A 22732-nucleotide genomic window follows, 5' to 3' on the forward strand; every position below is an offset into this window, starting at 1 on the left:
CATGCCGGTGGCAACAGAGGGCACGTAAGCAGCCCGCGCCATGGCCACTCCAATGACCCCGGAACGGTTCCAGGACCGCTGGGAAGCGTTCAAGGGTGAACCTCAGCAGGTGTCTGGCATCTGGGGGCTCTATCGCTCGATCGCCGAACTGGAAGGCAGCGGCGACATCCTCGATGAGCAGGCCGCCTGGGCACGCAAGTTCAGCGAGAAGCCCTCTGCTCCCCCGGCACCAGCAGCACCCAGCGGTGGGCTCGACCCACGGGGGTCTGAGGAGGCCGGCATGGTCGGCCCGAAACTCAAGGCACCGGTGAAGCCCGGCGATTCCTACCTCCTCGTCAACGACCGCGACGAGGACATGGAGGCCTATGACCACAGTGGCAGGCTCCTCTGGAAGGTGCCGTGCCTGGCGCGAGGCATCGGGGCCGACAACGAGTGGCGGCGCAAGAGCACCGACACGCCGCCGGGGCTCTACAGGCTCGGCCAGGTGTACGCCGACTACGAGCAGAACCCCAACCCCCCACAGAGCCCGACGGCGATGTCATTCGGCTGGTACAGCTTCGACATGGTCGAGCTGGAAAACCAGGAGGCCGGGGCCAGCCGCGCCGGGATCATGCTCCACGGCGGCGGCTCCGGTTGCGGCTGGCCTGGTGCCTGGGCCGCAAAACAACACCTGCTGCCGACGCACGGCTGCGTGCGGCTGCATAACATCGTCCTGCGTGACCGGGTGATGCCCCTCTACCGGCAGGGCACCGTCTACGTCGGTGTCTTCCAGGAACCCTGAGGGCCGCGCAGGCGATGCGAACCGGTGGCAGTAGAGCAGCAGTCAGCAGGAAGCAGCAGTACCAACGACGCGGGCGGTAAGGCCGGTGTCAGCGGTGGCGCACCCGGGGGTGCAGCGGCATCAAAGAAGACGACAGCCCTGAGCCGCTTCGATCGCGAGCGCTTCATCTTCCGGCTGCTCGCCGTTGTCATCCTGATCCAGCTCACGCTTTACAGCGTCGCCACGATGGTCTGCGGGCGGGTGGCGCTCAGCAACCGCCGCCAGCTGGCTGAGGTCTGCCCCCGCGCCCTCGATCAGGTCGCGGCGAGCTTTGATTCCACCTTGAAGCTGCTGGTGGCGCTGCTCGGTGGTGCAGCCCTCGAGCGCGGCAGGCGCCCCTGACGGCGCCGGTGGCTGATCCGCCGGCGGCTGCGGTTCAGAGCACGGAGGCGTTGGAAGGGTTGCTGAAAGCAGGAGGGGTAGAGGGGTGCGTCCGATCAGCAGCAAGGCGCGGATCGAAAAGGCGAAACAACAAGCCCAGGTCTTCTCCCGCCCAGCTCTCGCCGGTCAGTGCCTCCAGCTTGGTGCGCACGATCTGCTCCAGCTGGGCGCCGTAGCAAGCCTGCAGCAGCGCCGGCAGGTAGGGGTCCAGCTGGGCAAAGACCAACGGGGCTGCCCTGAGGATGCGGCGCTGCACGAAGCGCTTGGCGATCGGCTTGACGAGAGCCTCGATCAAGCCCAGCAGCAGGAAGGCGACGGCCAGATCATTCCACCAGCGCATCGTCTCCCTCCTGCTGTTGGCGGGTGAACTGCCCACGGCTGTTCCGTACCGGCGGCAGCGGCAAGCGGCCAGGTGCAGGGCTGCCTGGGGCAGGACTACCAGCACGGCTGTCCATGAAGTAAGTCGCCGCCGACTGGCCGGCCAGGGCGATGGCGGGCAAGGCCAGTGCCCAACGGTGCTCGCACAGCTGAACGTCAGAGGTCCGAACCTCGCAGACGGCAACGAAGGCACCCAAGGCCAGGATCTCGGCACCGACCAGGGCAAGGATCGGCGCGGTGTTGCTGGCAGGAGCAGGAGCCATCAGCGGGGCGGCAGGAAGGGCAGGCGATGCACCTGCTCTCTCTTGCCAGGAACGAACGGCGTCGGCCCGATCGGTGGCGGCTGGCCTGCTGCTTGGCCTTGCTCAGCTTGGCCTCTTCCTGCGTCGAGGCCTGGGGTCGCGCGTCCTACGCGATCAGGCCATGGCCCGCACCCCATCCCAGGCCGATGCCCTCTTCCAGCAATTCATGCCCCTCGCTGATTCCATTGCCCGCAGCCTGGCGGCCGGCAGCCGCGTGGTCGAGCTGGAGGATGCCCGGCAGGTGGCGCAGATGCAGCTCTGGCTCTCCTGCCGCCAAGTAAGCGATACAGCCTCTGCCCCCGGCTATCTCAGGCGCTGCATCAAGGGCGCCCTGCTCCATCACCTCCGCGATTACGGCCGCCTGGTCCGCGTCCCGCGGCGTCAGCACGAGAAGGGCGGCCACCCCTGGAGCCACCAGAGCCTGCATGCCCCCCTGCCTAGCGGCGCCACCTGGATCGATCAGCTGGAGGCGCCCGAGCAGGAGCAGCTGCCGGAAAGCGCCGGCGTGGAAGCCCTGCTGGATCGGCTCCCGGCTGGCCAGGCGGCGATCATCCGGCTCTCGGTGCTGGAGGGTCATTCCCTCCGCCAGATCGGGCAGCAGCTAGGCATGAGCCCCATGTCGGTGCAGCGGCATCGGCAGAGGGGCCTGGCCGCCCTCAAGGCTGAGCTGGCCTGAGGGCCCAGCGGGCCGGCTAAGGCCGGCCCCAAAACCCCAGAGCGGGGTCAAATTCGGGGAGCAGTCGGACAAATTCAGGGAGCACCTGACCAAATTCGGGGAGCAGTTCCGGGAGCTCATCGCCTGGAGGGGGGCTGGCCCCATTGGGGCTGGCGGTGGGATCGCGCATCATCCGCCGGGGCAAGGGCTGCGCGAGTCGCTTCCGCGCCCCTTGCCTTTCCGGCGGTGCTGCTGGCGTCCCATCGCTGCGCTCCGGCGCCAGGTCCCATGTCCCTCTGGCTCGATTCCCTCTCCCGCGAGGATCCCGTCGCCCTGGTCCACTCCAGCCACCTGGCGCTCACCCGGCTGCTGCGCACCCACCGGGGCAAGCCAATCCGCCGCCTCTGGATCGATCACCCCTATGGCGAGGAAGAGATCACCCTGTTGGAAGAGGAGCTGATCCCCGCGATGGAGCAGTTCCTGGCCCGCATCCAGGAGATCGATGCCGCGCTGGAGGCCACCGCTGAGGCAGAGATCGAGCGGGTCCAGGCCGCGATGGCAACAGAGCCACTGGCTGCGGCCTGAGCTCACCTGGGGCCGGTCAGCACCGGCCCCTTTGGGGCTTTGCCCCCTCAGGCCCCGCCTGTCACCAGGGCTTGACCTTGGGCAGGTACGTCTCCACTTCCGCCTTGCGGATCACCCGCGACTCGTGGTGGTTGCTGATCTGCATCAGGCGGCCACTGATCCTGGCCGTCACGCGCCAAGGGCCCGCTGGCTCTGACGGCGTTGGCTTCTCACTCAGCACAGGCCCGAGCTGATCACCGGTGACAGCGCCACGAGTAACAGGAGGCATCAGCGGAGCCGCAAGACGTCAACACCCCTTGCCAGCGCCGGCCGTGGCCTGGCAATGGGGCTTGAGCGAACGCCATGCAGCCATGCCCGCCACCATGATCAGCGCCAGATCGATGAAGGCCCCGGCTCAAGTCGCCCGGGTTCACGCCAAGCCCCGCACCGGCGTCTGGCCCCAGCAGGTGGTCGGCGCACCGGGCGTTGCCTTCTCCGTCGCCATGGCCCCCTCGCGGGGCAGCTTCGATCGGCAGATGACCAAGACCACGCTCTCCCGCCCGTCACGGGTGCGGCGCACCGGTGGCTGGACCAGCGGCGATCTGCTGCGGGACTGACCCCCCTGGGGATGGGTCGCGCGGGCTTCCTCATGGTCGCCCCACGGGCAAGGGCTGACGCAAGCGGCTCGGCGACAGGCGCCGTCGCCGCCCTTGCCGTCGCGGGGCACCACTCGGGCGTCCCGCGCCTTGCCTTTCATGGCCGCGTCCAAGTCCCGCTCTCGCAAAACCTTCGCTGGCCCCACGGCCGAGGAGAAGATCGTCGCCTCCTTGATCGAGCTGCTGGAGGCCGGCTCCGCCCCCTGGCGGCGGCCCTGGGATAGCAGCGGTGGCGGCCACCACGTCAATCTGATCTCAGGCCATCGCTACCGCGGCGCCAATCCGATCCTGCTCACCCTCGGCATGCACATCCGGGGATCCGCCACCCCGTTCTGGTGCGGCTTTGCCGAGGCCAGGAAGCTCGGCATCTTCCCCCGCAAGGGCAGCAAGGCGGTTCACATCCTGCGGCCCCAGCTCCACAGCCGAGAGGAGCCCGGAGAAGGCGGTGAAGTCACCCTGCGCAGCTGGGCCAGATACCGGCCGGTGGCGGTCTTCAATGCCGCCGATCTCGAGGGCGAAGCCCTCGCCGGCCTGATTGAAGGGCGCAAAGCAGCAGAAGGCGTTGAGGCCAAGCCAGAGCCCCAGCGCCTGGAGGCGGCCGAGGCCATGCTGGGTGCCTGGCCGGTGCCGGTCAGCTTTGGGGGGGATCGCGCTTGTTATCTGCCGGGCATCGATCGGATCCAGCTTCCAGATCGCGCCAGCTTCCATTCGCCTGCAGCGTTCTGCGCCACCTGGGCCCATGAGCAGATCCACTCCACCGGCCATGAGTCCCGCCTGAAGCGTGATCTGGGCGGTGCCTACGGGAAGGCGCGCTATGCCCGTGAGGAGCTGGTCGCCGAGTTGGGGGCGGTGCTGCTGGGTGATCGGCTGGAGATCGGCAGCGAGATCGAGAGCCATGCCGCCTATCTGGGCCACTGGATCGAGCTGCTCAAGGAAACGCCCAAGGTGCTGTTCCAGGTGCTCAGCGAGGCGCGGCAGGCGGCAGATCTGATCTGTCCAGAGGGGCCATCATCTCGGGATTCAGGGTATTGCTCTATTGCTTGAGATCAGTAGATCTATTGCCATTCAAGCAACCTTGCCTGATTATATTATTACCCCAAAGCCTCTCCTCAGGCGGCAATTTCAAGAGGCAAGAAAAGGCCTTGGTCAACGGCCATGGAGAATTGCTTCTGAATCTCCTGCACCCTTGGGGCGGATTTTGTCAGCCATCCAGCCTCAAAGTTATGACGCTGCGCCGTTTCACTGAAGTTGGCGCTGGTCACAAGGGCTTTGGCATCAGGTGTTGTTGCATCAGCAATGACAATTTTGGCGTGCTGGTAACAACGCTCAGCCGATCCTGAGATCAGCCGTCGGTCCACATAGGCATGGGGTTTGGCTGGCCAAGGCCAGACTTCCCGGTTGAACCATGTTGAGATCGTCGCCAGGGGGTCAGCACCAAGGCGATCCTCAATCTGCTTGGGGTGGAAGAACAGGTCGACACGGTTCAGCTGACCATGGGCCAAGCGATCGGCAATGGAGGCGAACAACGCGCGAAACTCGCTGCTGAGGCCGATGTTGTAGGTGGCGATCAGCAAGCTGCAGCGGGCTTCGCTGATGAGTTGAGCCACCGTGGCAAACGTGTCGGCCGTTTTGGCATGGAGCGGATCCGGGCCCGACCAGACAAAGCTCCAGGCGTTTCGTTCCCTCTGGAGAGCGTCCTGGGTATCGGCGAGGCGATCCAGCAACAACGCCATGAGGCGGGGATGGGCCCCCTCTCGCACCATCTCCACCAGCAGTGGCTCGAGCTGAAGGCGGATGGCTTCGCTGTGAGTGGAGAGCAAGCCCTGCCAACTGGTGGGCGTGTAGTTCAGACGGCGGAGATCGGTAGCAACTGCCCGCAGTGTCTGAGCTGGCAGCGTGAGGCTCATGCGTTGATGAACTCCCAGAAGGATGGATCACCGATTTCGGGGTTGGCCGAAACTGTGGGGCTCACCAGTGCTCGATCGAGGAACTCATTGCGGATCTCGCAGGAGGTTTCGGCGATCAATTCACAGCCATGGCAAGCGGCGCCATGGGTGGGGCGGATGTCGAAGGGGTGGTTGGGGTCGTGCTCGGAGCAGAAGGGATCATTGCTGCAGAGCTGACCGCGCTCGAACGCCTTCTCCAAGTAGGCCACGATCCTCTTGCCGGCTCCCACCAGGCCGCCAAGGGTGCCCTCTGACCCGGAGCTGCTGGTGAACAGCAAGATGCCGTAGCCGATCTCGCTGTTGGCGTAGATGCGCTCGCGGATCGAGCTGGCGCCGTAGCCACACTCCAGAGCCATCTCAGTGATCAGCAGGTGGCTGAGGCTGTGGAGCAGAAGGTAAGGGGCTCCAGGGAAGGGGAACTGGGCTTCGTCGAGACCACGTGACGCGAGCCATTCGTTCTCGAAGGCCTTGGTGAACTGTCCGGCCCGCATCGCCACCGGATCACTGGCGGCCCAGGCGCGGATCGTGGCGGGATCGAATTCGATGAAGATCCCTTCCCCCTTGTTTTCACTGGCAGGCACCCAGCGAAGATCGTTGGCCAGCGGTGCCCGGCGGTTCACCTTGGTGGTGTCGATCGGAAGGCCGCCCAGGCTGCTGGTACGGGCCGTGAAGCGGGTGAACCCCACCAGAGCCTGCACCTCCCTCAGGCGGTGCAAGAGCAACACCCGCTTGATGGCTTTGCTGAACCAGCCTGGAGGGCAGGGTGGCTGCCAAACATCCGCCTCGAACAGGCTCCCCTCTGCTGAGCTGGAGACCCCATCCATCGGACCGATCAGCAGGGCCAGCTCCTCATCCTTGGGTTGGGCGACCTGCCCGGTGCTGCCGCCCCGCTGGGCCTCAATCACCTGCCACAGGACGGACGGTTCCACTCCGGCGAAGGCGCTCTTCAGCCTGGGGTTGAACTTGAGGGCTGCGGATACATCCTCTTCCGCCTCAATCAAGGCAAGGTCGTCTTTGAGTTCGGTGACGCGCTTGGCCAGGGAGTTCGCTTCCTCCGGCAGGGAGATCACCGAGATCGTCTCAGTGAAGTAAGCGTTGGTGGCCGAACGCACTAGCAGGCGATTCTTTGTGGGCTCACCATCGGTCTTGCACTTTTCGGGGTCACGGGTGTTGCGGCCCAGCCAGGGCGTGTGCCCCTGGCAGAGCCCCAGAGGGCTCATTTCCGTGACCAGGGCATCGGCGAGCTTGCGGGTCGTGCCGCCTTCCGACTGCACATAGATCTGGGTGAAGTCGTTGCCGGTGCCGGCCTCAAGCAGATACAGGCGCTCGGTGTTTTTGCAACCGAACTGGCGAAAGCAGAAGTCGCGCCAGCGGATGTCGCTGAGGTGGCCGTGTGGGCAAGCCATCACGAAGCGAACGGGTACCAGCGAGTGCTTGCCTTCGTCGTCTTGATAGGTGCGCCAGTCGGAGATGCAGCCGTCGTTGAAGTGCACCAGGGGCCTGGCCCGGCAGGGAATCCCAAAGGCCATCCGCTCGCTGACCTTCTGGGCCACCGACCACTCCGGAAAGCGCAGCGCCTTGATCGAACCACTGATGTTCTTAAGTGGATCCACCTCCTTGGGCGGCGTGCGTAGGTCGACCCGGGCCACCCCCGTGGCCTGCCGCACCAACTGCAGCAGCCGCGGCTCATGGATCAGATCGCAGCCACGGTCGTTCCAGAAATCCAACCCCCCGATCAACAGGGAGTAGTCGGGCAGATCGACCATCGCCCCGGGCCCGTAGAGCTGGAGCACCTGGCTCTGACGCGCCTCGCCGAGTGGCGGGGGAGCAGCTTTGCGGCGGGTGGAGGTGGGCATGGAGGTGTTGACTTTCGGGTTCAGTCTTCGGTGGTGATTTCTTCCTTGAAGTTCACCATCCGGATCGGGGCGGAGGGCTCCACATCGCGCAGGCTCCAGTTGGTGGTGAACTGCTTGTAGCCCTCGGCTTGGTAGATCGGGTCGGTATCGAGTGCGGTGTGAAGGAAGCCAGCCCCGGCCCCCTTTTCCTCATGGGTCCAGTACTGCAGCTTGGCCTCCGGCTCCTGGGTGAGCTTCCACCAAGCTTCGAGCAGATCGATCACGTGATCACGCACGTCGGTGGGGAGGTGTTCGTCGAGGCTGTCGTCAGCTGCACCTGTGGCAATGCAACGCTCCTGCAGCGCCGTGGCGATCTGGGCCTTGATGCGTTGCAGGGCATCCGCTGCCATGGCGCCCTTAGCCCCAGCCAGGGCTGGATCGCCATGGCGGGCCATCGCCACCACCACCCCCGGCAGGCCCCTGTCGAGAGCCCGGCTGGCGAAGGGCGTGCAGCTGGTGGCCTCCACATGGCGATAGAAGGTCTGGTGCCAGTAGGGGAACAGCTCGAAATGGGAGCGATCCCGCGGGCGGTTGGGGTTGAGCAGGACGAGCACCAGCCCTGGCTTGTTCTGCTGCGGGTTGTCGCTCAGCTGCCGGCCGACGCGGCTGGTTGCCTGGATGTACTCGGCGGCGGTCTTGGGCTGGTTGAGCACCACCATCAACCCGAGGCGGGAGATGTCGAGACCCACCGAAATCATGTTGGTGGCCAGGGCCACGTCGAGGTGGTCCTTGTCTACGTAGGGCTTGGAAAGACGGTCTTTGGTGCTGCTGATCTTGGCCGTGTTCACGCGGGATGTGAGCTCCTCTGGTTCGTTGGGCCGTTTGCGGCTGGCGAAGGGGTTCTCGAAACCCTCCATGGCGAGGGCGCGGTTTCTGGCGAACTGGTCCAACTGGGCGCCGAGTTCGTCTTCCAGGATGCTGCGGGTTACGCCCAGCTCCTTGAGGTTGGAGAAGTAGCCCAGCAGGGTCATGTAGGGATCTGCCGGGTTGTTGGCGCCCATGGACTTGTTGTCGTTCCAGGCCTTCTGGGCTGCAGCCATCAGGCCCAGGTAGGAGCGCAGCAGCACGCCCTTGAGGTTGCGGCCCGGGGCTGAGAGGCCCACGTAGAGTCGAGCCTGATCGGGATCGGGGATGGTGCGGGAGAAGAAATTGTCATCTCGCTCCGGGCCCGGCGGCGGAAAGATCCGCACCTGGCTGCGGGCGAACAGGGCCTTGATCTGAGCTTCGGCCCGGCGCACGGTGGCGGTGGAGGCAATGATCTTGGGGGGCAGTGAAGAGGCTTCCGGCCGCATCAGCCCCTCGATCACCGTTTCATAGAGGCCAGCGAGGGTGCCGAGGGGGCCACTGATCAGGTGTAGTTCGTCCTGGATGACGAGTTCCGGCGGCAGCAGACGGCCGTGGGGAATCTTCAAGCCACCCGTGCCCTTTTCCGCCGGCCCCCAGAAGCCCGCAGGTGCACTCCCCGTGGGCAACTGATATGTGCTGACGTTGCCGAACAGCGAGGAGGTTTTGCCGACCCAGGGAAGGGCGGCGAACTTGTCGATCGTGGCGATCAGGAAGCACGGCAAGCGGCGGTAGATCTGCTCGTCCACCGCCAGCACTGGCAATGGTGTGCCCTTGTGGAAGGGGCATGGCCCCATATGGGCGAAGTCTTGCTTGGCCTCAGGAGAGCGGGGTTCGCGGCAGTAGATCTCCAGTCGATCGGGATTCCTCGGGGGCAACAGGTGAAAGCCTTCCGGCTGAAGGGGGCGATTGCACCAGGGGCAGGTTTCGATCGGGATCGGCCGATCGCGCTTGCCGGCCTTCCACTTGGTGAGCACGGCGTGGGTGGACTGTTGGTCGCTGTCGCCCGGTCCGCCGAGCTTGTTGGGGGTGGCGGCCTTGCCGACCCACATGCCGATCTCGAAGGGCCATTCACCCAGCAGGTAGGGGTCGCTCTTCTCGATTCGCTCCAGGCGCTCCAGCTCCAGGGCGCAGATCAAGGTGGCGGCGCGGCCGAGCTGATCCAGGGTGAGCAGCCGCAGGGTGTAGCGCATCAGCACCGTGATGCCGGCGGATTCGATCCCAGGGTTCTGCAGGCGACGGTGCACCAGGAGGAAGGCCGCCAGGCCCAGGTAGGCCTCCGTCTTGCCGCCACCGGTGGGGAAGAACAACAGCTCCACGGCCTCACGATCCAGCCGGCCTTCGGGGGTCTCGGGAGCCGCCAGGCCCGGCAGATTCATCAGCACAAAGGCCAGCTGGAAGAAGCGCCACTTCGGGGCGCGGGTATTCGGAACGATGCCGATCTGATCGGGCGGCACCTTGGCGCTGAAGGCACTGCGCTGCCGGCTGGCGCGGGCCATCACCAGGTTCATGGTGCGGAAGGCCTCGCGCACCAGGGGATCGGCGAGCAGCTTGATGCCGTTTTCGATGCGCGTGGCGCAGGCTTCCGCCTGGGCCCGGAGCTGCTTGGCGGTTTCGTTCTGATCGTTGTCGCTGATGGGGTGTGTTGGTTGCTGGGTGATCCAGCCCCGGTAGGCCGTCACCATCGGCATCAACTGCTGGCCGATGCGTTCGCTGCGGGCCAGATCTGCCAAGGCCTCCATGCCCATTGGCACGTTGGTGCCGGGAGGTGGTTCGGGAAGGGTTCGGAACACACGGGCCGTAGGTAGCCAGGTGGTGGTGAGCGTGTGGCAGCGGGCCGGGTTGTCGTTAGGGATGTCTGAGGCGATCACGGCCACGTTGTGGCCGCCCGCAAAGCAGTAGTCGCGCCGGTATTGGAGAGCCGCCAAGCGTTCGTCAGGATCCTTGGCCGCCTGCTGCAGGGCATCGCGACGCGGTGGGAAGCCCTGGGGGCACTGGAGGCTCAGCTCCACCTGGAAGGCAGAAACCGGATCGCGGTGACGGATCTGGTTGGTCTTGGGCGGCTCCCGCTTGTTGAGCAGAAAGAGCGACACCGACAGCTGATCACTGCGATAGCCGAGCTTGCTGGGTGCTGGCCTGGCGATCCAGCGCAGGCAGAGACCCTGAGGGTTGGTCTCCAATGGGATGTCTGTGCTGGTGCCCTCGCCGGCAATCGTGAGCGTCACGCTGTGGCGCTGAGGGGTGCGCAGCCAGAGCTTCTCGTCGTCGCCATCGGCCGGGGCTGTGTAATCCCCCCAGGAGACAGTGGCCTCGATGGTGGAGCCACGCTCCAGGATGAAGCTCAGGCCGCAGGACGAGGTAAACCAGCTGCGTCGGGTGTTGGCCTGATCAAGGGCATCATTGGCGTCATCGTCCTTTTCCTGCTTCTCCAGGCGATGGGTAGCGTCGCTGCTGGGTTCTTCGCCAGCGAGATCAGAAAAGGAGAGTTGCTCGTCTGTTGTGGCGCGGCCCGCTTCCTGCTGGAACACATGGGGCACCAGGAAGCCGGTGGTGAACCAGACCGAGGGCGGCTGGGGCAGTTGTTCATGGCGACGGGCAACATCGTCCCAGCGTGGTCCAATCAGATCACTGTGCAGGGCCGCGACGAGCTGGGAGCGGATTTCGGCGGAGGTGGCCATCTCAGCTCACGCCTCCAGTATTTTCTGCCAGTATCCGATCCAAGCTCCAGATTCGGCCAGCAAGCTCGGCATAGAGCTTGTTACGGCGTTCCAACACCTCCGGGGTGTACTCCCGTTCGGATTGGAAAGCTAAGCCACTGCGTTCGAGGAAAGCCTTGAACGCGGGGTTGTTCAGGTAGGCCTGCTCGCAGAAGGTCTGGGCAAGGGCGTTCTGAGTTACGTACTGGCTGCGCTTCTCCTCATAGGGGCGGTCGCCATAACTGGCGTTAATGGATTTGGGGATCAGCAGCAAAGCCCCAATACGGTTGCGGGCTTCCCGGAAGTTCTCTTCCTGGGGATACCAAGTACGTATGCCGGGACGATCTTCTGACCAGCTCTGCTCTGCCCAGATGTGCTCCACCTCATAGGCCTGTTTACCGCTGGCTGTGACGTAGTCGACGTAGCGGCCGAGTTGGCCCGATTCGCGCTCAAGGTGATGGGTGAGGCGGGCGAGGAAGCGCTTCACCTGGGGGCGGTTCATGCGACCACGGGTAAGGCCCCAGGGGGCCGAGGCATCAAAGCCTGGAAGGGGAGCCAGGTCATCGATCAGAGCCCGTTGCAATTCCGGGAGTGAACGCCGGCGCAACTTGTCCCGCAGCAGGGTGAACACCCGGTAGTAGTTGGTGGAGTAATCAATCGCCCAGTAGCTCCAGATCCGGCGGTGGATCGAAATGTCCACGTAGTTCGCCACCAGGCGGAGCTTGGCCTCCACCAGCCCCGGTGGATCGTCGAGGCTGAGGGCACTCAGCATCAGAGGCAACTGCAGGGTAAAGCCGTTGCTGTGGTTGAAGTAGATGGCCTCCAGCCCTGGCACGAGCTGTTCACTGGCCAGTCGGATTTTCCGGTAGATGCCGGTGAAGAAGGCGTACTCGCGCTGGATGAAGGCCACAAAGCCGGCTTCGTTGCCCAGGCCCAGCAGTTCGGTATGGTCTTTTACCCAGCGGTGGAATTCGCTGGCGATCAATTCAAAATCCTGACTGGCAGCCTGGGCCCGGCGCTCACGGATGCTGACGGCATGCTGGGCCCGAAGCCACGCCTTGATGCAGTCGGCCTGGGCCTCCTTGTCAATCCCCACCAGCTGCTGCTCCAGCTGCTTCCAGACATCGCTGCAATGGTTGCGCTGACTTTCGGTGGGGATGTTAGCCAGCAGGAATCCTTTGAGCATCTCGGCCGGGGTAAGGCGCAGCCCCCGATCATTCATGGTTTCAAAGATGGTGTAGGCCGCCTCATCGCTGTAGGCGGTGATCTCCACTAGCTGCACATTGTCGATCAACCAATCTACGAAATATGGCAGTGAATGGCTGAGAAGATCGGCAGGAAAGAGGGCCTCTATGTCGGCATAGCGGGCCAGCATGGTGCGCACTGCATCACTGGCCGCGCTGGTTTCAAATGGCTCGTTGTTGAGCAGGGCATGGAGCAGGGCTTCGCGCTCCTCTACATCGATGGTGAAAGCTTTGGTGCCGTACTTCTCCGCATAGATGAGGGGGCGGATGTTGGCCTGATCTTCGCCAATGGGTAGGGAGCGTAGAAGAAAGATCAGCAGGAGCGTCAGGGTGGTGAGGCGCTGTTGCCCGTCGATCAGGAATCTGCGTCCTTCCTTCTCGCTGGTGATCACTGCACCGAGGAAGTAATGCCTGTAGTCGCGCACCTTGGCGCGAGAGTGAGAAGGGTCGTGGTCTTCGAGAAACTGGCTGGTGAGATCGTCAATCAACTCCTCCACCTGCCGGCGTTCCCAGCGGTATTCCCGCTGGTAGTAGTCAATCCCGAAGCGAGCGCCGAAGAGCAGTTCACGGATGCTGGAGACCTTGCCGTCAAGCTTTTTCATGACCACAGCCCGATCTGGACGGGTTCACTAATGAGTTGGAATGAGCCAGAAGCGACTGGGACGGCATTTGGTGGCGCTTTGGACTTTGTCTTGGCAGTCTTCTTGCCCCCTTTGCTGTGCAACCCCATCGCCACCTCCTCGGCGTAGCGCTCGGCGTTGAGGGCGAGCAGGCGGGCGAGGACGTCGTCACGCACGGCTTCTGGCCACCGGTAGCGCCAAGGCAGATTGCTTCGGCCGCTGATGGCACCACAGGCCTGCAGGTGCCGCTGGAAGTCAAGGGCATCGCATGCGTCCCTGAAGAACAACTCGCCGCTGTCGATGCGCTCCTGCAGCTGATAGGGGAGCTGGTTGTCGTCTTCGAGATCGAGGTAGTCAAGCCCGAAGCCGTAGGCGGTAGTTACATCGCTCCAACCGTAGGCGGCCAAAACCATCTGATCCATCACGCTATGGAGGCGGCGTAGGCTCAAATGTTTGGGGCTTGTTTCGGCGGGATCGTGGAAGCGATTGTATGTATTTGTCAAGCCTTCGCTGAAGACGGTCGTGCAACTTTGGCGTAGCACATCGTATTGACGACCAATCCTGTCTAAATCTTCAAGCTTGCAGTCTGAATTCTCTGGATTACTTCCGCCATTTACTGCTGCTTCAGGAAACGGGAAAGCCTCATAGCAATCGACAGTTGAGTAAACGGGCCTGTCTTCCAGTGTTGAGCCCGTGAGCGCGCACCAAAATGAGTGGCACGACGAAGATAAAATAGCGAAAGTCGAGTAGATGTTGTCACTGCAAACTACGACAACTTTGTGACTAAATACATACTCTGCCGGAAGAATGCCAAAGCAGCTGTATTTAGATGTCTGCGATATTGCGCATACCTTTTCCACGCTATTCTTGGCATGATTAAGCGCCGGGGTTTGAGTGCCAAAAAGCCACCACTTCTCTCTCCTGCTGTCTGCGACGGAGTATCCACCAAGCTTTGATCTACCAGGCTTCACTCTTTGTTCAACCAAGCGAAAAACCGTTGGATAAGCCTTTGCCTGCTCAAGGCTCAAGCCCGTGAAATCAATAACTTTTCTGTGCGGAAGCATCTGAGGGTGGGTGGTTATTTCTTTGCCTCCAATGAAATCATGGATAACCTCCTTCTCTGCAGGAGACTCTAAAAGAATTTGCTCGATTTCGCCCAAGGACCCTTCAGGCGATGGTGAATCGAGTTCAAAAACAAACCCAGCTCCATAGACATCTGCGCCTCTGAAGCACTTATCTTTGTTGGAGCCGAGCGGTTCTGGATCTTGATCGACTTCTGTAGGCAGCAAAAATGAATTTATGCCGGATACCACTTGCTCGTCTAGGCGGCAAATTGATCTTGCTCCACCCTTGGCAAGGCAAATGGCACATGCAACCACGGCAGCATCTCCTCTCCAAGGTATTCTTCGGATTGCCGAGTAGATTCTTCCGCCGCCATGCAGAATCTGTTTTAGGCCCGCTTGCCTGGTATCTCCCTGAAAAACTGTATTTGTAGAAACAAAGCCAATCGACCCCTCCTCCAGCAGCAGAGTGAATGATCTTCGGAAGAAATGTGCAATTAAATCTACTGCTTTCCCAGTAGAGTTGGGATGAGTAGCCCTTAGCCAATCGGGATAAGAGTCGCCTAGTACAGGCCATATCTTTGCACCTCCGAGGTAAGGAGGGTTGCCCACGAAAATATCAAAGCCCGGCTCTTCTCGCCCGAACACATCCGGGAATGCCAGCTGCCAGTGCAGCGGCTGAATGCCCTTCTCGCCACAGCGCAACCGCTCTAGCGGCTCGGCTAGCTCGTTCTCCAGCTCTGCCGCTGAGCTGTGCTGCAGCGTGGCCGCCAGAAAGAGCTGCTTCAGCTCTTCGCGATCCTTCGGCTTCCTGCCGTTGAAGAACGCCGCCACCAGCAGATCACCCACTGTGCGTAGGTAGGCGGTGCTGGCGTTCAGGGCCTCCAGGGCCTGGCGCTTCTGGGCGTCGTCAGCATCGTTACGGCTGTCGGCATGGAACAGCGCGAAGCTCCTGGCCTCCTGCTGCCGCACCTGATCGAGCAAGGTGATCTGCAGTTCGCGCTGCATGCTGGCGCCCTTCAGTGCCGTTTCGATCTCGCTGCGCTCCATGCCCACCAGCGAATCGCCGCACTTGAGGGCGTGGTCTACAAACGTGAAGGGTGCATCTTTGCTCAGGCTCACCAGCCAGAGGCTGAGGCGGGCCAGGTTCACAGCAAATGGGTTCTTGTCCACGCCATAGAGACAGCTCTGGGCGATCAGCCGGCGGGCATAGATCAGCGGCTCTTCCCCATGGGCGGAGCCACCGGGCTGGAGGGCGTCGGGCAGCCTTTCCCGGGCCCAGGCCAGCTCCAGCAGTTCGGCCAGGAAGCGGCAGCACTCCACCAGGAAGGCACCGGAGCCCATGGCTGGATCGCAGATCTTCAACGCCAGGATCTGGGCCACGGTGGGTTTGCCGCCGCAGCGTTCCAGCCAGGGCCGCAGCGCCTCCTCCACGATCGGCCGCGTCAGCGATCGGGGCGTGTAATGGCTGCCGCTGCGGCGCCGTTCCTCGGTGGGCTGGAACACCAGGCTGCCCGCAGCCTGGGGCCCATCGAACAGCTCGCGGTTGATCCGCGGGGCAAGGGCCTCCAGCAGCTCGGCTTCGCTGGCGGCGGCCTTCAGCGCATTGGCAGATTTGGGCGGCAGGGTGGTGGCCGCTTCTTCTTCCAACCACGCCTTGCGCTTCTCGCCAGGCAGTGTCAGCAAGGCATCGAGATCCACCGCCGTGGTGAGCTGTTTCTTGGCCCCCTGGGGCTTGCTCTTAAGGCCGATGCAGCGGCCGGGGATGCGACGCACCGCATAGCCCATGATCCCCTCGTACACCGAGCCGATCTGCTCCACATCCAGCGCCCGGTAACTGATGCGCTCACCCTTCACCACCAGCAGGTTGGAAAGCACCTCGTGCACCACCCCATCGCTGATCCAGGGGGTTTCCAGCCAGGGGTAGACCGCCGGATCAAACAGCTGCCCTTTGCGGGCCGGCAGGTAATCCACGGTGGCGCCGCCGCCATCGAACACCAGCCGGCACAGGCTCATCAGGCCGGCCCAGGCGCCGTAGCGCTGTTCCAAAGTGTCGGGAAACTCGGCGGCGTCCTGCTCCAGCCGCTCGAAGACACCGCTCACTTTGTAGTTCTGCTCATACACCGCATCCTTTGGCAACAAGGCGTTGTCTTCTGCGTAGAGGAGAAACACCAGCCGCATCAGCACCGTGATCAGGCCGCCATAGAGCTGCTTTGGATCGTCCTCGGCCAGATTCCCCAGCAGCAGGCCGCCCTGGCGCTGGGTGAGTTCATCGGCCTGTTGGAAGCCGCGCAGCAACTCCCACAGCGCCGCGAGCACCTGATCCGCCAGGGCATTGCTCACCACCGCTTGGAAGCTGCGGCTCTTCCTCAGCACATCAGCGAGCCGGTAGCCGTCTGGATCGAGGAACACATGGCTCTGGCCCAGCAGCAGATCCAGGCCCGAGAACATCAGCCGGCCGCTCACCTCGGCGAGATCCTTGAGCGAGAAGGTGATGTGCCCAGAGCTTTCGCCCTTCGGGGCCACCACCAGCCGCAGCTGGCTGCCGTTGAACAGCAGCCCCGCCTCCACGCCTGTTTCGCGCAGCAGCCGCTCAAAGCGCTCCTGGGCGCTGGCCCGCCAGAGGTGCTCGCCTCCGGTGACCTTCTGATCCAGTGGCGTGAGCAACGGCAATTCCTGGACGAGCAGCTGCGTGCCATCGCCGATCGCAGCAGGCACCACGGCTGAAGGTTGCAAGGTTTCGCCGAGTTCAGGCAGTTCCCTGGTGAAGCCCTCGATCAGGTTCGGGCTGCTCTGGACCTGGTCGCCACTCCAGCCCAGGTGATCCACCAACAAGGTCTCGATGCTGGAGAAACCCAGCTCCCGATCTTCCGCATCAGCATCTTCATCAGGACCAAGGGCTTCAAGCGATTCCCGGTATCGCTCCTGCCGCTCGATCAGCTCGCTGCCACTGCGGGTTACCACCCAGCCGGCGTCCTGCATCGCCGCAGGCGCCACCACCAGGCCCACCGGCTGCAGGTAGCCCAGCCACTCCTGGTGGGCCAGGAGCTCTGGATCGCGTTGGACACCTCGTTTGGCCATTGTTATCCGCTGATGGGCCAGAGGTACACGAGCCCCGCCGGCTCCAGCCGGTGGGTGATCACCCTGTAGCTCTCCTGAATCCGTTTCGGTTCGGTGGCCAGCTCTGTTTCGATCCTCTCCAGGCGCCGTTGCCAGTGCTTCTGATCAGCCGCGAGTTGTTTCCGCTCCTGGCTGGAGAGCTTCTGCAGATCCAGGGCAGGAACTTCCAGCTGCTCTTCCAGGCCTGGGATCAGTGCGGTGGGATCGGCTGCCGCGGCCTGGCGATCGAGCTTGGCCAGATCCCGGTTGCGCTGTCTCACGGTGGCATTGATACGTTTGCGCTGGGCCCGGAGCACCTCCTTGAGTGCATCGGCCTCGGTGGCACCCCGCTGCTTGAGCAGTTCAGCCGCGGTGGCCTGGGCTTGTTCGGCTGCCGCATCCAACGCGGGTTTGAGGGCCGCGACATCGGCTGGGGCTTCGGTCTGTAGCTGGCTGCGGATGGCAGCCGAGATCGCCTCTGCGTTTCCAGCCTCCATCGCCTTGGTGAGGACGGCCCAGGCCTGCTGTTGCTGAGCACCCGCCAGTGGCTTCAGCACAGAAGCGCGGTCAGCACCGGGATGCCAGTCGGCGATCACGCTGATCAGCTGATCGTGAAGCCGTGTGGCCCCCTGGCCAAACAGCGACAGCCGCCCCAGCACCAACACCTTCGGCTGCGGATCCGTGCTGGCCAGTACGCAGGCCCGACTCAATTCGTGGTGCAGGAACCCCTGACTCAGGAAGCGACTCAGCAACCGCTGCACCAAGCGGTGCTCCAGGTGCAGGTGCACAGCCTCGGCATTGAGCCGGCCGGGATCCGAGAAGATCACCGGCCGTACCGGGTGCTCCTGGCGCCACTGCCAGAGCGGTGTCTTGCGATCCCACACGCCCCGCAGGCTGTCGAGGGTGTGCTCCCAGCTGCGGTCGTTGCTGTCGGTCACCAAAGCCTCGGGGTGATCCATGCGCCAGCAGGGCTGCCCCTTGTCGTCGCTGCCCTTCACCAGGCCACTCACGCCCAACAGATCGAGCGAGCAGTTGAGGGCATCGCGGAAGGGCTCATCGTCGAATCCCAGCCAGTCGTGGGATTTGGCCAGCAGCTGGCGCAACTCATCCTGTTGCTGCTCAAGCTTCTCCACCCGTCGGGTCGCTTCCAGCTCCTCACGGGCGCGGTTGAGCATCGCGCCGCGATCGGTGCTGGCTGAATCCATCGCCAGCAGCTGCTGTTGCACCGCCTCGGTGTCGTCGGTGTCGATGCCGCCTTCAAGCACTTCATCCACCTGGCGCTGCACCAGTGGTGAAAGGGATCCCAGCTCCTGACGGATCACCTCTGTTTTCTTCACCAGGACATCCATCACCCGGTCCTCAGGCCGGTCTTCCAGCACGAAGTAGTGACACCACACCTGGGGAGCGCGCTGCAGCTTGCGGTCGATGCGGCCGTTGCGTTGTTCCAGCTTGCTGGGGTTCCAGGGGATGTCGAAATGGATCAGGTGCTTGCAGTGGTTCTGCAGGTTCACCCCCTCTCTGGCGGCGTCGGTGGCGATCAGGATCCGCAGGGGTTCCTGATCGGGGTCGGCATTGAACTGGGCCTTCAATCGCTCGCGGTTGTCTTCACTCATGCCGCCGGTGAAGGAGGCGATGCGGCGATCGGCATCGTCATCGCCGAGCAGGTCGCGCAGCTGCCGCTCCAGGTAGCGCTTGGTGTCGACGTAGTCGGTGAAGATCAGCAGCCGGGTGGGCTGCCACGCCGCCTTGGCCTCCCCTAGATCGGGACAGAGGTGGGTGCGCAGAAACGTCTCCAGCAGCTGGATGCGGGGATCGGGTAGGGATCGATTGGCCGCTGCGATCTCGCCCATCCGCTCCAGCAGGTCCAGATCGCTCTGATCCGCCTCAAAGGTCTGGCGCAGGGCCGCCCGGGTTTGCGCTTCCTCCAGGTTGAGCAGTTCGTCTTCCGTGAGTTCGGCCAGGTCGCTGTCGCTATCGGCACCGCCGAGCAGCAGATCCAGTTGAGCTCCCGATGCCGCCAAAGCTTCACGGCGCTGCTCTTGCTTTTGATCCAAGCTCTTTCGGTGCACCTTGAGTGTGCGGGCAAAGGCTTCAACCGAGCTGAGAAGCCGCTTCTGCAGGTTGGTGATCACCAGCCGGTCGGCATTGAGCTGCCGCTTGGTGGCTCCTTCCTTGGTCAGCCGTTGCTCCCGCTGCTTGCGGTACTGCTGCAGCAGCCGTGAAAGCTCCAGTTCCGGGGTATCCGCCGGCAGGCTGCCTTTGGGTACGGAGAGCGGCTCAACGATCCGCTCGGGGAACTCCTCGCCGATGCGGCGCAGATCATCCTTGAGGCGCCGCACCAGCACGGTGTCCAGATCACTGGGTTCGAAGGGCACACCGCGCACGAAGCGGGCAGGATCGAGCAGTTCCAGCAGGGCGGTGAAGCTGTTGCTGTGGCCGTTGTGGGGTGTGGCCGAAAGAAAAATGCGGTGCTCAAACAGGGGTGCCAGGTCCCGCAGGCTGCGGGTCAACCCCGAATCGATGGCATAGCGAAGCGTGTTGCTGGCCGGCGCGGCGTTGTGGGCTTCATCAAGGATCAGCAGGCTCTGGACAGGGGCCAGGTCTTCCCCACCCTTGCCCTGCTCCAGCCACACCCTCAGCGGCGCGGCGTACTCCGAGTTCCGCAGCAGGGCATGGGAGATCAGGAAGCGGCTGTGGGTGCTCCAGGGGTTGGTGCCATACCCCCGCTCCTGGCGCACCTTGGCCACGTAGGCCCGGTCCATCACCGTGAAGGCGAGGCCAAAGCGGTTGGCCATCTCCTCCTGCCACTGGCGTAGCACCGAAGGCGGGCAGCTGATCACCACCCGCTTGATGCGTTGGCGCAGCAGCATCTCCCGCAGGATCAGGCCCGCTTCGATCGTCTTGCCCAGGCCCACGTCATCGGCGATGAACAGGCCCACCCGGGGCATCTGCAGCGCCTTGCGCAGTGGCTCCAGCTGGTAGGCCTTCACATCGATGCCAGCCCGGTACGGGGCCTGGAACAGCTCGGCGTCGGTGGCAGTGACGCAGTTCCAGCGGAGAGTGTTGAGGTAGGCGGCGAACTGGTTGGGCTGGTCGAAGCCCCGCTGGGCCACCGCCTCCCAGCTGCTCTCCCCCAGCACTTCGAAGTCGATCTCCCGCTCACGGAACACCGTCAGCCGCTGGCCAATGGCGTCGTCCTCCATGCAGGCCATCGAAACGACTGTGTCTGCCCCCGGCTCCTGGGGTGCCTGCACGTCCTCCACCAGGTAGCGGCGGGTGCGACAGCGCACCACGGCTCCGGGCTTGAGCTTTTGACGGGTACGTGAGGGCGTGGCGGTCATGCGCTCAGCTCCTCTCCCCACTGGCAGGGGGGCTCTGCCATGACACGCATCCTTCCGACCCCAAAAGCCTCGAAATCGAAGAGACCGCTATCCAGCAGGGCTTTCTTTCCGAGCAAGACACTGACCGCGGCTCGGACTCTGATGTCTTCCAGCGGGGTCATCGGTTCATCGGGGCCTGCAAGGCACTGTCGAACCCCTTCACCTGCATGAGCGTTGCGTTCATGCGAAGAACCAGCCGAGCACTGGGAACACGAACGCCAGGGAGACCAGTTCGGGCAGTTTGAACGGGCCGCGGCCGAATTGGGGGTATCTCAAAGAGGAATCACTGCAGCCCGGGCATGAAGCGGCAGGATCTGCCTACCCCTTGGCCCCAGAGCCGGTGCGGTCCCATGCCCTTCCGCTTCCGCCGCTCTGCCCGCTTCGGCCCCCTGCGCTTGAACTTCGCCAAGAGCGGCCTCAGCTCGATCTCCCTGGGTGGCCGCGGGGCGTCGTTCAACATCCCTATCGCCCGCACCGGTGGGGCACGCACCACCGTGGGGCTGCCCGGCACGGGGCTGAGCTGGAGCGTCGAGCACAGCCCTGAGGCCTATCGCCCAGCCCCGGCGCAGCTCCCGGCTGGCCAGGCGGAGGGGCTGCCCAACAGCCGCCGCTTCCGGCCCGGCCAGCTCGATTCCTTCAAGCAGGGGTGCCTGGGGGTTCTACAGGCACAGCTTTTCGCGCCAGGCTCCCAAGGCCGGCTCCTCTGGGAGCTGAATCTGATCACTCGCCTGCTGGCGGATCCCTCGATCGGCAACCGGACCCAGGGGCTGCTGGCCGTGATCGAAACGCCGGAAGCAATGGAGGGCTACCTGATGCGCGCCCAGAGCCAGGACGATGCCAAACGCCGTGCGCACCGTTGCATCGAGGCAGCCCAGGAAGCGGCACGGCTGGTGAATGCCCGGAGCTGGCTGAAGGCTGCAGATCTGTCGCTCCCTCCACCCCCTCAGGCATAAACCCCTATTGCCCTTGCCCTCTGGCCGTCCGATCGTTCTTGCATCGGTTTCGGAGGCCCAAAGATGGATGACACTCCCCCGGGTCAGGCATCAGGAGCGCGCTGACGATCCGGCCCCTGCTCCAACACTCTCATCGGATCTCTGGCTTCCCTGGCGCGTGACACCGCTGTGTGTGTGCTCCGCCGCCGTCCACTGCACCGTTAAAGGCCTCGCCTCAGGTGCCCCGGACCAATGGGGAAGTCCCACTGGAACCCTGGCCCCAGGTGCCAGCGTCAGCCACTCCGCCCCCATCAACCAAACTCCTTCAGAGCCCGGTGGCCTCGTCACCGGGCTTTGTCGTGATCCCCTGTTCCATGGCTGACCTCGCCCGGACCCACCAGGCCCTCGCTGAGGACTACCGATGGCATTTGCAGATCGCCGCCTGCAAGCTGCTCGCCCAACCCAGTTGGTCGTTGGAGGCAACGGTGGCGTTGATCCACACCCAGACCCAGGGCATCACGATCGGTCCGGTTAGGAGCCTTCCCCTATGGCTGGATCACCTCCCACCGGAGCTGGATGCCTTCGTAAGGCTGCAGGAGCAGGGGGTGAGCTTCGAGGAGGCCTACCAACGCTGCCTTGTGGAACAAGGTCAGGAATTCCTCGCTGCGATCGAGGCCAGCAAAGTCAGTGGGGCGCTGGTCACCCACGACAATCTGGCCGAATTCGCGGCCCTCTCCCAGAAAGGCTTTGCCCGTGACCCGCGGGAACTGCTGGTGCTGGCCAAGTGGCCGGACAACGTCACCGGCTTTCTGCTGTCGTGTGAGCAGCTGAGCTGAAGACAGCTCGAAGGGCCAACAGCTTGAAGGCTCACTCCTCCTCTTCTGTTGAGCCAGCTGGCACCAGGCGGATCTGCTTGCGACCCAGCTTGATCTCAAACTCATCACCGGGTTTGAGATCCAACAGCGCGGAGTAGGCCTTACCGATCAGGAGGTTGCCGTTGCCCTGGACGGTGGCCACGTAGCTCAAGCTGCGACCAGCCTTCCCTTTCGTTTTGCCGTTGCCATCACCCAGGCTGACGCCCTTGGCTTCCAGCAGGGCCTCATAGAACGCCGTGAAATTCAGCCGTTCGCTGCCGTCCTTCTTGGTGCTCACATAACCGGCGGCTCGCACCAGATCGGACTTGGAGGCATCACCCAGCTCCTTGACTTTGGCGAGCAGGTCAGATCCGATGAGGGCCATGGGCGTGGCGTTCAAAGCTTG

18 protein-coding genes are annotated in these 22732 nt (G+C 63.6%); 9 read left to right on the plus strand and 9 right to left on the minus strand.

Going from position 1 to position 22732, the window contains the following annotated elements:
• The first annotated feature begins 52 nt into the window (after positions 1-52).
• Together KBY77_RS12535 and KBY77_RS12540 are read left to right on the plus strand one after the other, a co-directional pair.
• Positions 53-781: a L,D-transpeptidase gene (locus KBY77_RS12535; protein ID WP_255104972.1), complete on the plus strand. Its 729-nt coding sequence runs from the start codon at positions 53-55 to the stop codon at positions 779-781.
• Positions 782-805: 24 nt separating this feature from the next.
• Positions 806-1162: a hypothetical protein gene (locus tag KBY77_RS12540; protein WP_255104973.1), complete on the plus strand. Its 357-nt coding sequence runs from the start codon at positions 806-808 to the stop codon at positions 1160-1162.
• A 34-nt stretch (positions 1163-1196) separates the two neighbouring features.
• Here KBY77_RS12540 and KBY77_RS12545 read toward each other — a convergent pair whose 3' ends face one another.
• Together KBY77_RS12545 and KBY77_RS12550 are read right to left on the minus strand one after the other, a co-directional pair.
• The gene (locus KBY77_RS12545) at positions 1197-1541 is read right to left on the minus strand and encodes a hypothetical protein (protein WP_255104974.1); all 345 of its coding nucleotides are present in this window, start codon (positions 1539-1541) and stop codon (positions 1197-1199) included.
• Positions 1525-1842 carry a hypothetical protein gene (locus tag KBY77_RS12550; RefSeq protein ID WP_255104975.1) on the minus strand — a complete coding sequence of 106 codons (318 nt, stop codon included), beginning with the start codon at positions 1840-1842 and terminating at the stop codon, positions 1525-1527. The genes KBY77_RS12545 and KBY77_RS12550 overlap by 17 nt, the downstream gene beginning before the upstream one ends.
• 160 nt (positions 1843-2002) lie before the next feature.
• Here KBY77_RS12550 and KBY77_RS12555 point away from each other — a divergent pair, with 160 nt between their 5' ends.
• The 4 genes from KBY77_RS12555 to KBY77_RS12570 all read left to right on the plus strand — a co-directional run bounded on the left by KBY77_RS12555 (position 2003) and on the right by KBY77_RS12570 (position 4800).
• Positions 2003-2557 carry a sigma-70 family RNA polymerase sigma factor gene (locus KBY77_RS12555; RefSeq protein ID WP_255104977.1) on the plus strand — a complete coding sequence of 185 codons (555 nt, stop codon included), beginning with the start codon at positions 2003-2005 and terminating at the stop codon, positions 2555-2557.
• 267 nt (positions 2558-2824) lie between these two features.
• Positions 2825-3121 carry a hypothetical protein gene (locus tag KBY77_RS12560; RefSeq protein WP_255104978.1) on the plus strand — a complete coding sequence of 99 codons (297 nt, stop codon included), beginning with the start codon at positions 2825-2827 and terminating at the stop codon, positions 3119-3121.
• Positions 3122-3471: 350 nt separating this feature from the next.
• On the plus strand, positions 3472-3717 hold the full coding sequence (locus tag KBY77_RS12565) for a hypothetical protein (RefSeq protein ID WP_255104979.1): 246 nt from the start codon (positions 3472-3474) through the stop codon (positions 3715-3717).
• 138 nt (positions 3718-3855) lie between these two features.
• Positions 3856-4800 (plus strand): ArdC family protein, encoded by a 945-nt coding sequence (locus KBY77_RS12570; RefSeq protein ID WP_255104980.1) that lies wholly within the window; start codon positions 3856-3858, stop codon positions 4798-4800.
• A gap of 65 nt (positions 4801-4865) precedes the next feature.
• Here KBY77_RS12570 and drmC read toward each other — a convergent pair whose 3' ends face one another.
• From drmC to KBY77_RS12595, 5 genes are read right to left on the minus strand one after another with little or no spacing between them, the layout of a single operon-like run.
• Complete coding sequence (drmC, locus tag KBY77_RS12575) at positions 4866-5663, minus strand: DISARM system phospholipase D-like protein DrmC (protein ID WP_255104982.1); 798 nt, start codon at positions 5661-5663, stop codon at positions 4866-4868.
• Positions 5660-7558 (minus strand): DUF1998 domain-containing protein, encoded by a 1899-nt coding sequence (drmB, locus tag KBY77_RS12580; protein WP_255104989.1) that lies wholly within the window; start codon positions 7556-7558, stop codon positions 5660-5662. Before drmB ends, drmC begins: the two co-directional genes overlap by 4 nt.
• A gap of 20 nt (positions 7559-7578) precedes the next feature.
• Positions 7579-11118, minus strand: a complete 3540-nt coding sequence (gene drmA, locus KBY77_RS12585; protein ID WP_255105001.1) for a DISARM system helicase DrmA — start codon at positions 11116-11118, stop codon at positions 7579-7581.
• Between the two features lies 1 nt (position 11119).
• Positions 11120-12982, minus strand: coding sequence for a DUF262 domain-containing protein (locus KBY77_RS12590; protein ID WP_255105003.1), 1863 nt, complete (start codon positions 12980-12982; stop codon positions 11120-11122).
• Entirely contained in the window at positions 12979-16632 is a 3654-nt protein-coding gene (locus tag KBY77_RS12595) for an Eco57I restriction-modification methylase domain-containing protein (RefSeq protein ID WP_255105005.1), read from the minus strand. The genes KBY77_RS12590 and KBY77_RS12595 overlap by 4 nt, the downstream gene beginning before the upstream one ends.
• Positions 16633-16791: 159 nt before the next feature.
• Here KBY77_RS12595 and KBY77_RS12600 point away from each other — a divergent pair, with 159 nt between their 5' ends.
• Positions 16792-17211, plus strand: coding sequence for a hypothetical protein (locus KBY77_RS12600; protein ID WP_255105007.1), 420 nt, complete (start codon positions 16792-16794; stop codon positions 17209-17211).
• Here the strand turns inward: KBY77_RS12600 and drmD are convergent.
• Entirely contained in the window at positions 17145-20501 is a 3357-nt protein-coding gene (gene drmD, locus KBY77_RS12605) for a DISARM system SNF2-like helicase DrmD (RefSeq protein ID WP_255105022.1), read from the minus strand. The two genes, KBY77_RS12600 and drmD, sit on opposite strands and share 67 nt — an antisense overlap.
• Before the next feature lie 389 nt (positions 20502-20890).
• On the opposite strand from drmD, the gene KBY77_RS12610 reads away from it, so the two are divergent.
• Both KBY77_RS12610 and KBY77_RS12615 read left to right on the plus strand, forming a co-directional pair.
• Positions 20891-21493: a DUF4236 domain-containing protein gene (locus KBY77_RS12610; RefSeq protein ID WP_255105024.1), complete on the plus strand. Its 603-nt coding sequence runs from the start codon at positions 20891-20893 to the stop codon at positions 21491-21493.
• A gap of 353 nt (positions 21494-21846) precedes the next feature.
• The gene (locus KBY77_RS12615) at positions 21847-22308 is read left to right on the plus strand and encodes a hypothetical protein (protein ID WP_255105026.1); all 462 of its coding nucleotides are present in this window, start codon (positions 21847-21849) and stop codon (positions 22306-22308) included.
• 31 nt (positions 22309-22339) lie between these two features.
• Here the strand turns inward: KBY77_RS12615 and KBY77_RS12620 are convergent, their stop codons facing one another.
• Complete coding sequence (locus tag KBY77_RS12620) at positions 22340-22711, minus strand: AbrB family transcriptional regulator (protein ID WP_255105029.1); 372 nt, start codon at positions 22709-22711, stop codon at positions 22340-22342.
• Positions 22712-22732 lie beyond the last annotated feature (21 nt).

Source organism: Synechococcus sp. Cruz-7E5, assembly GCF_024345995.1.
Classification (GTDB): domain Bacteria; phylum Cyanobacteriota; class Cyanobacteriia; order PCC-6307; family Cyanobiaceae; genus Regnicoccus_A.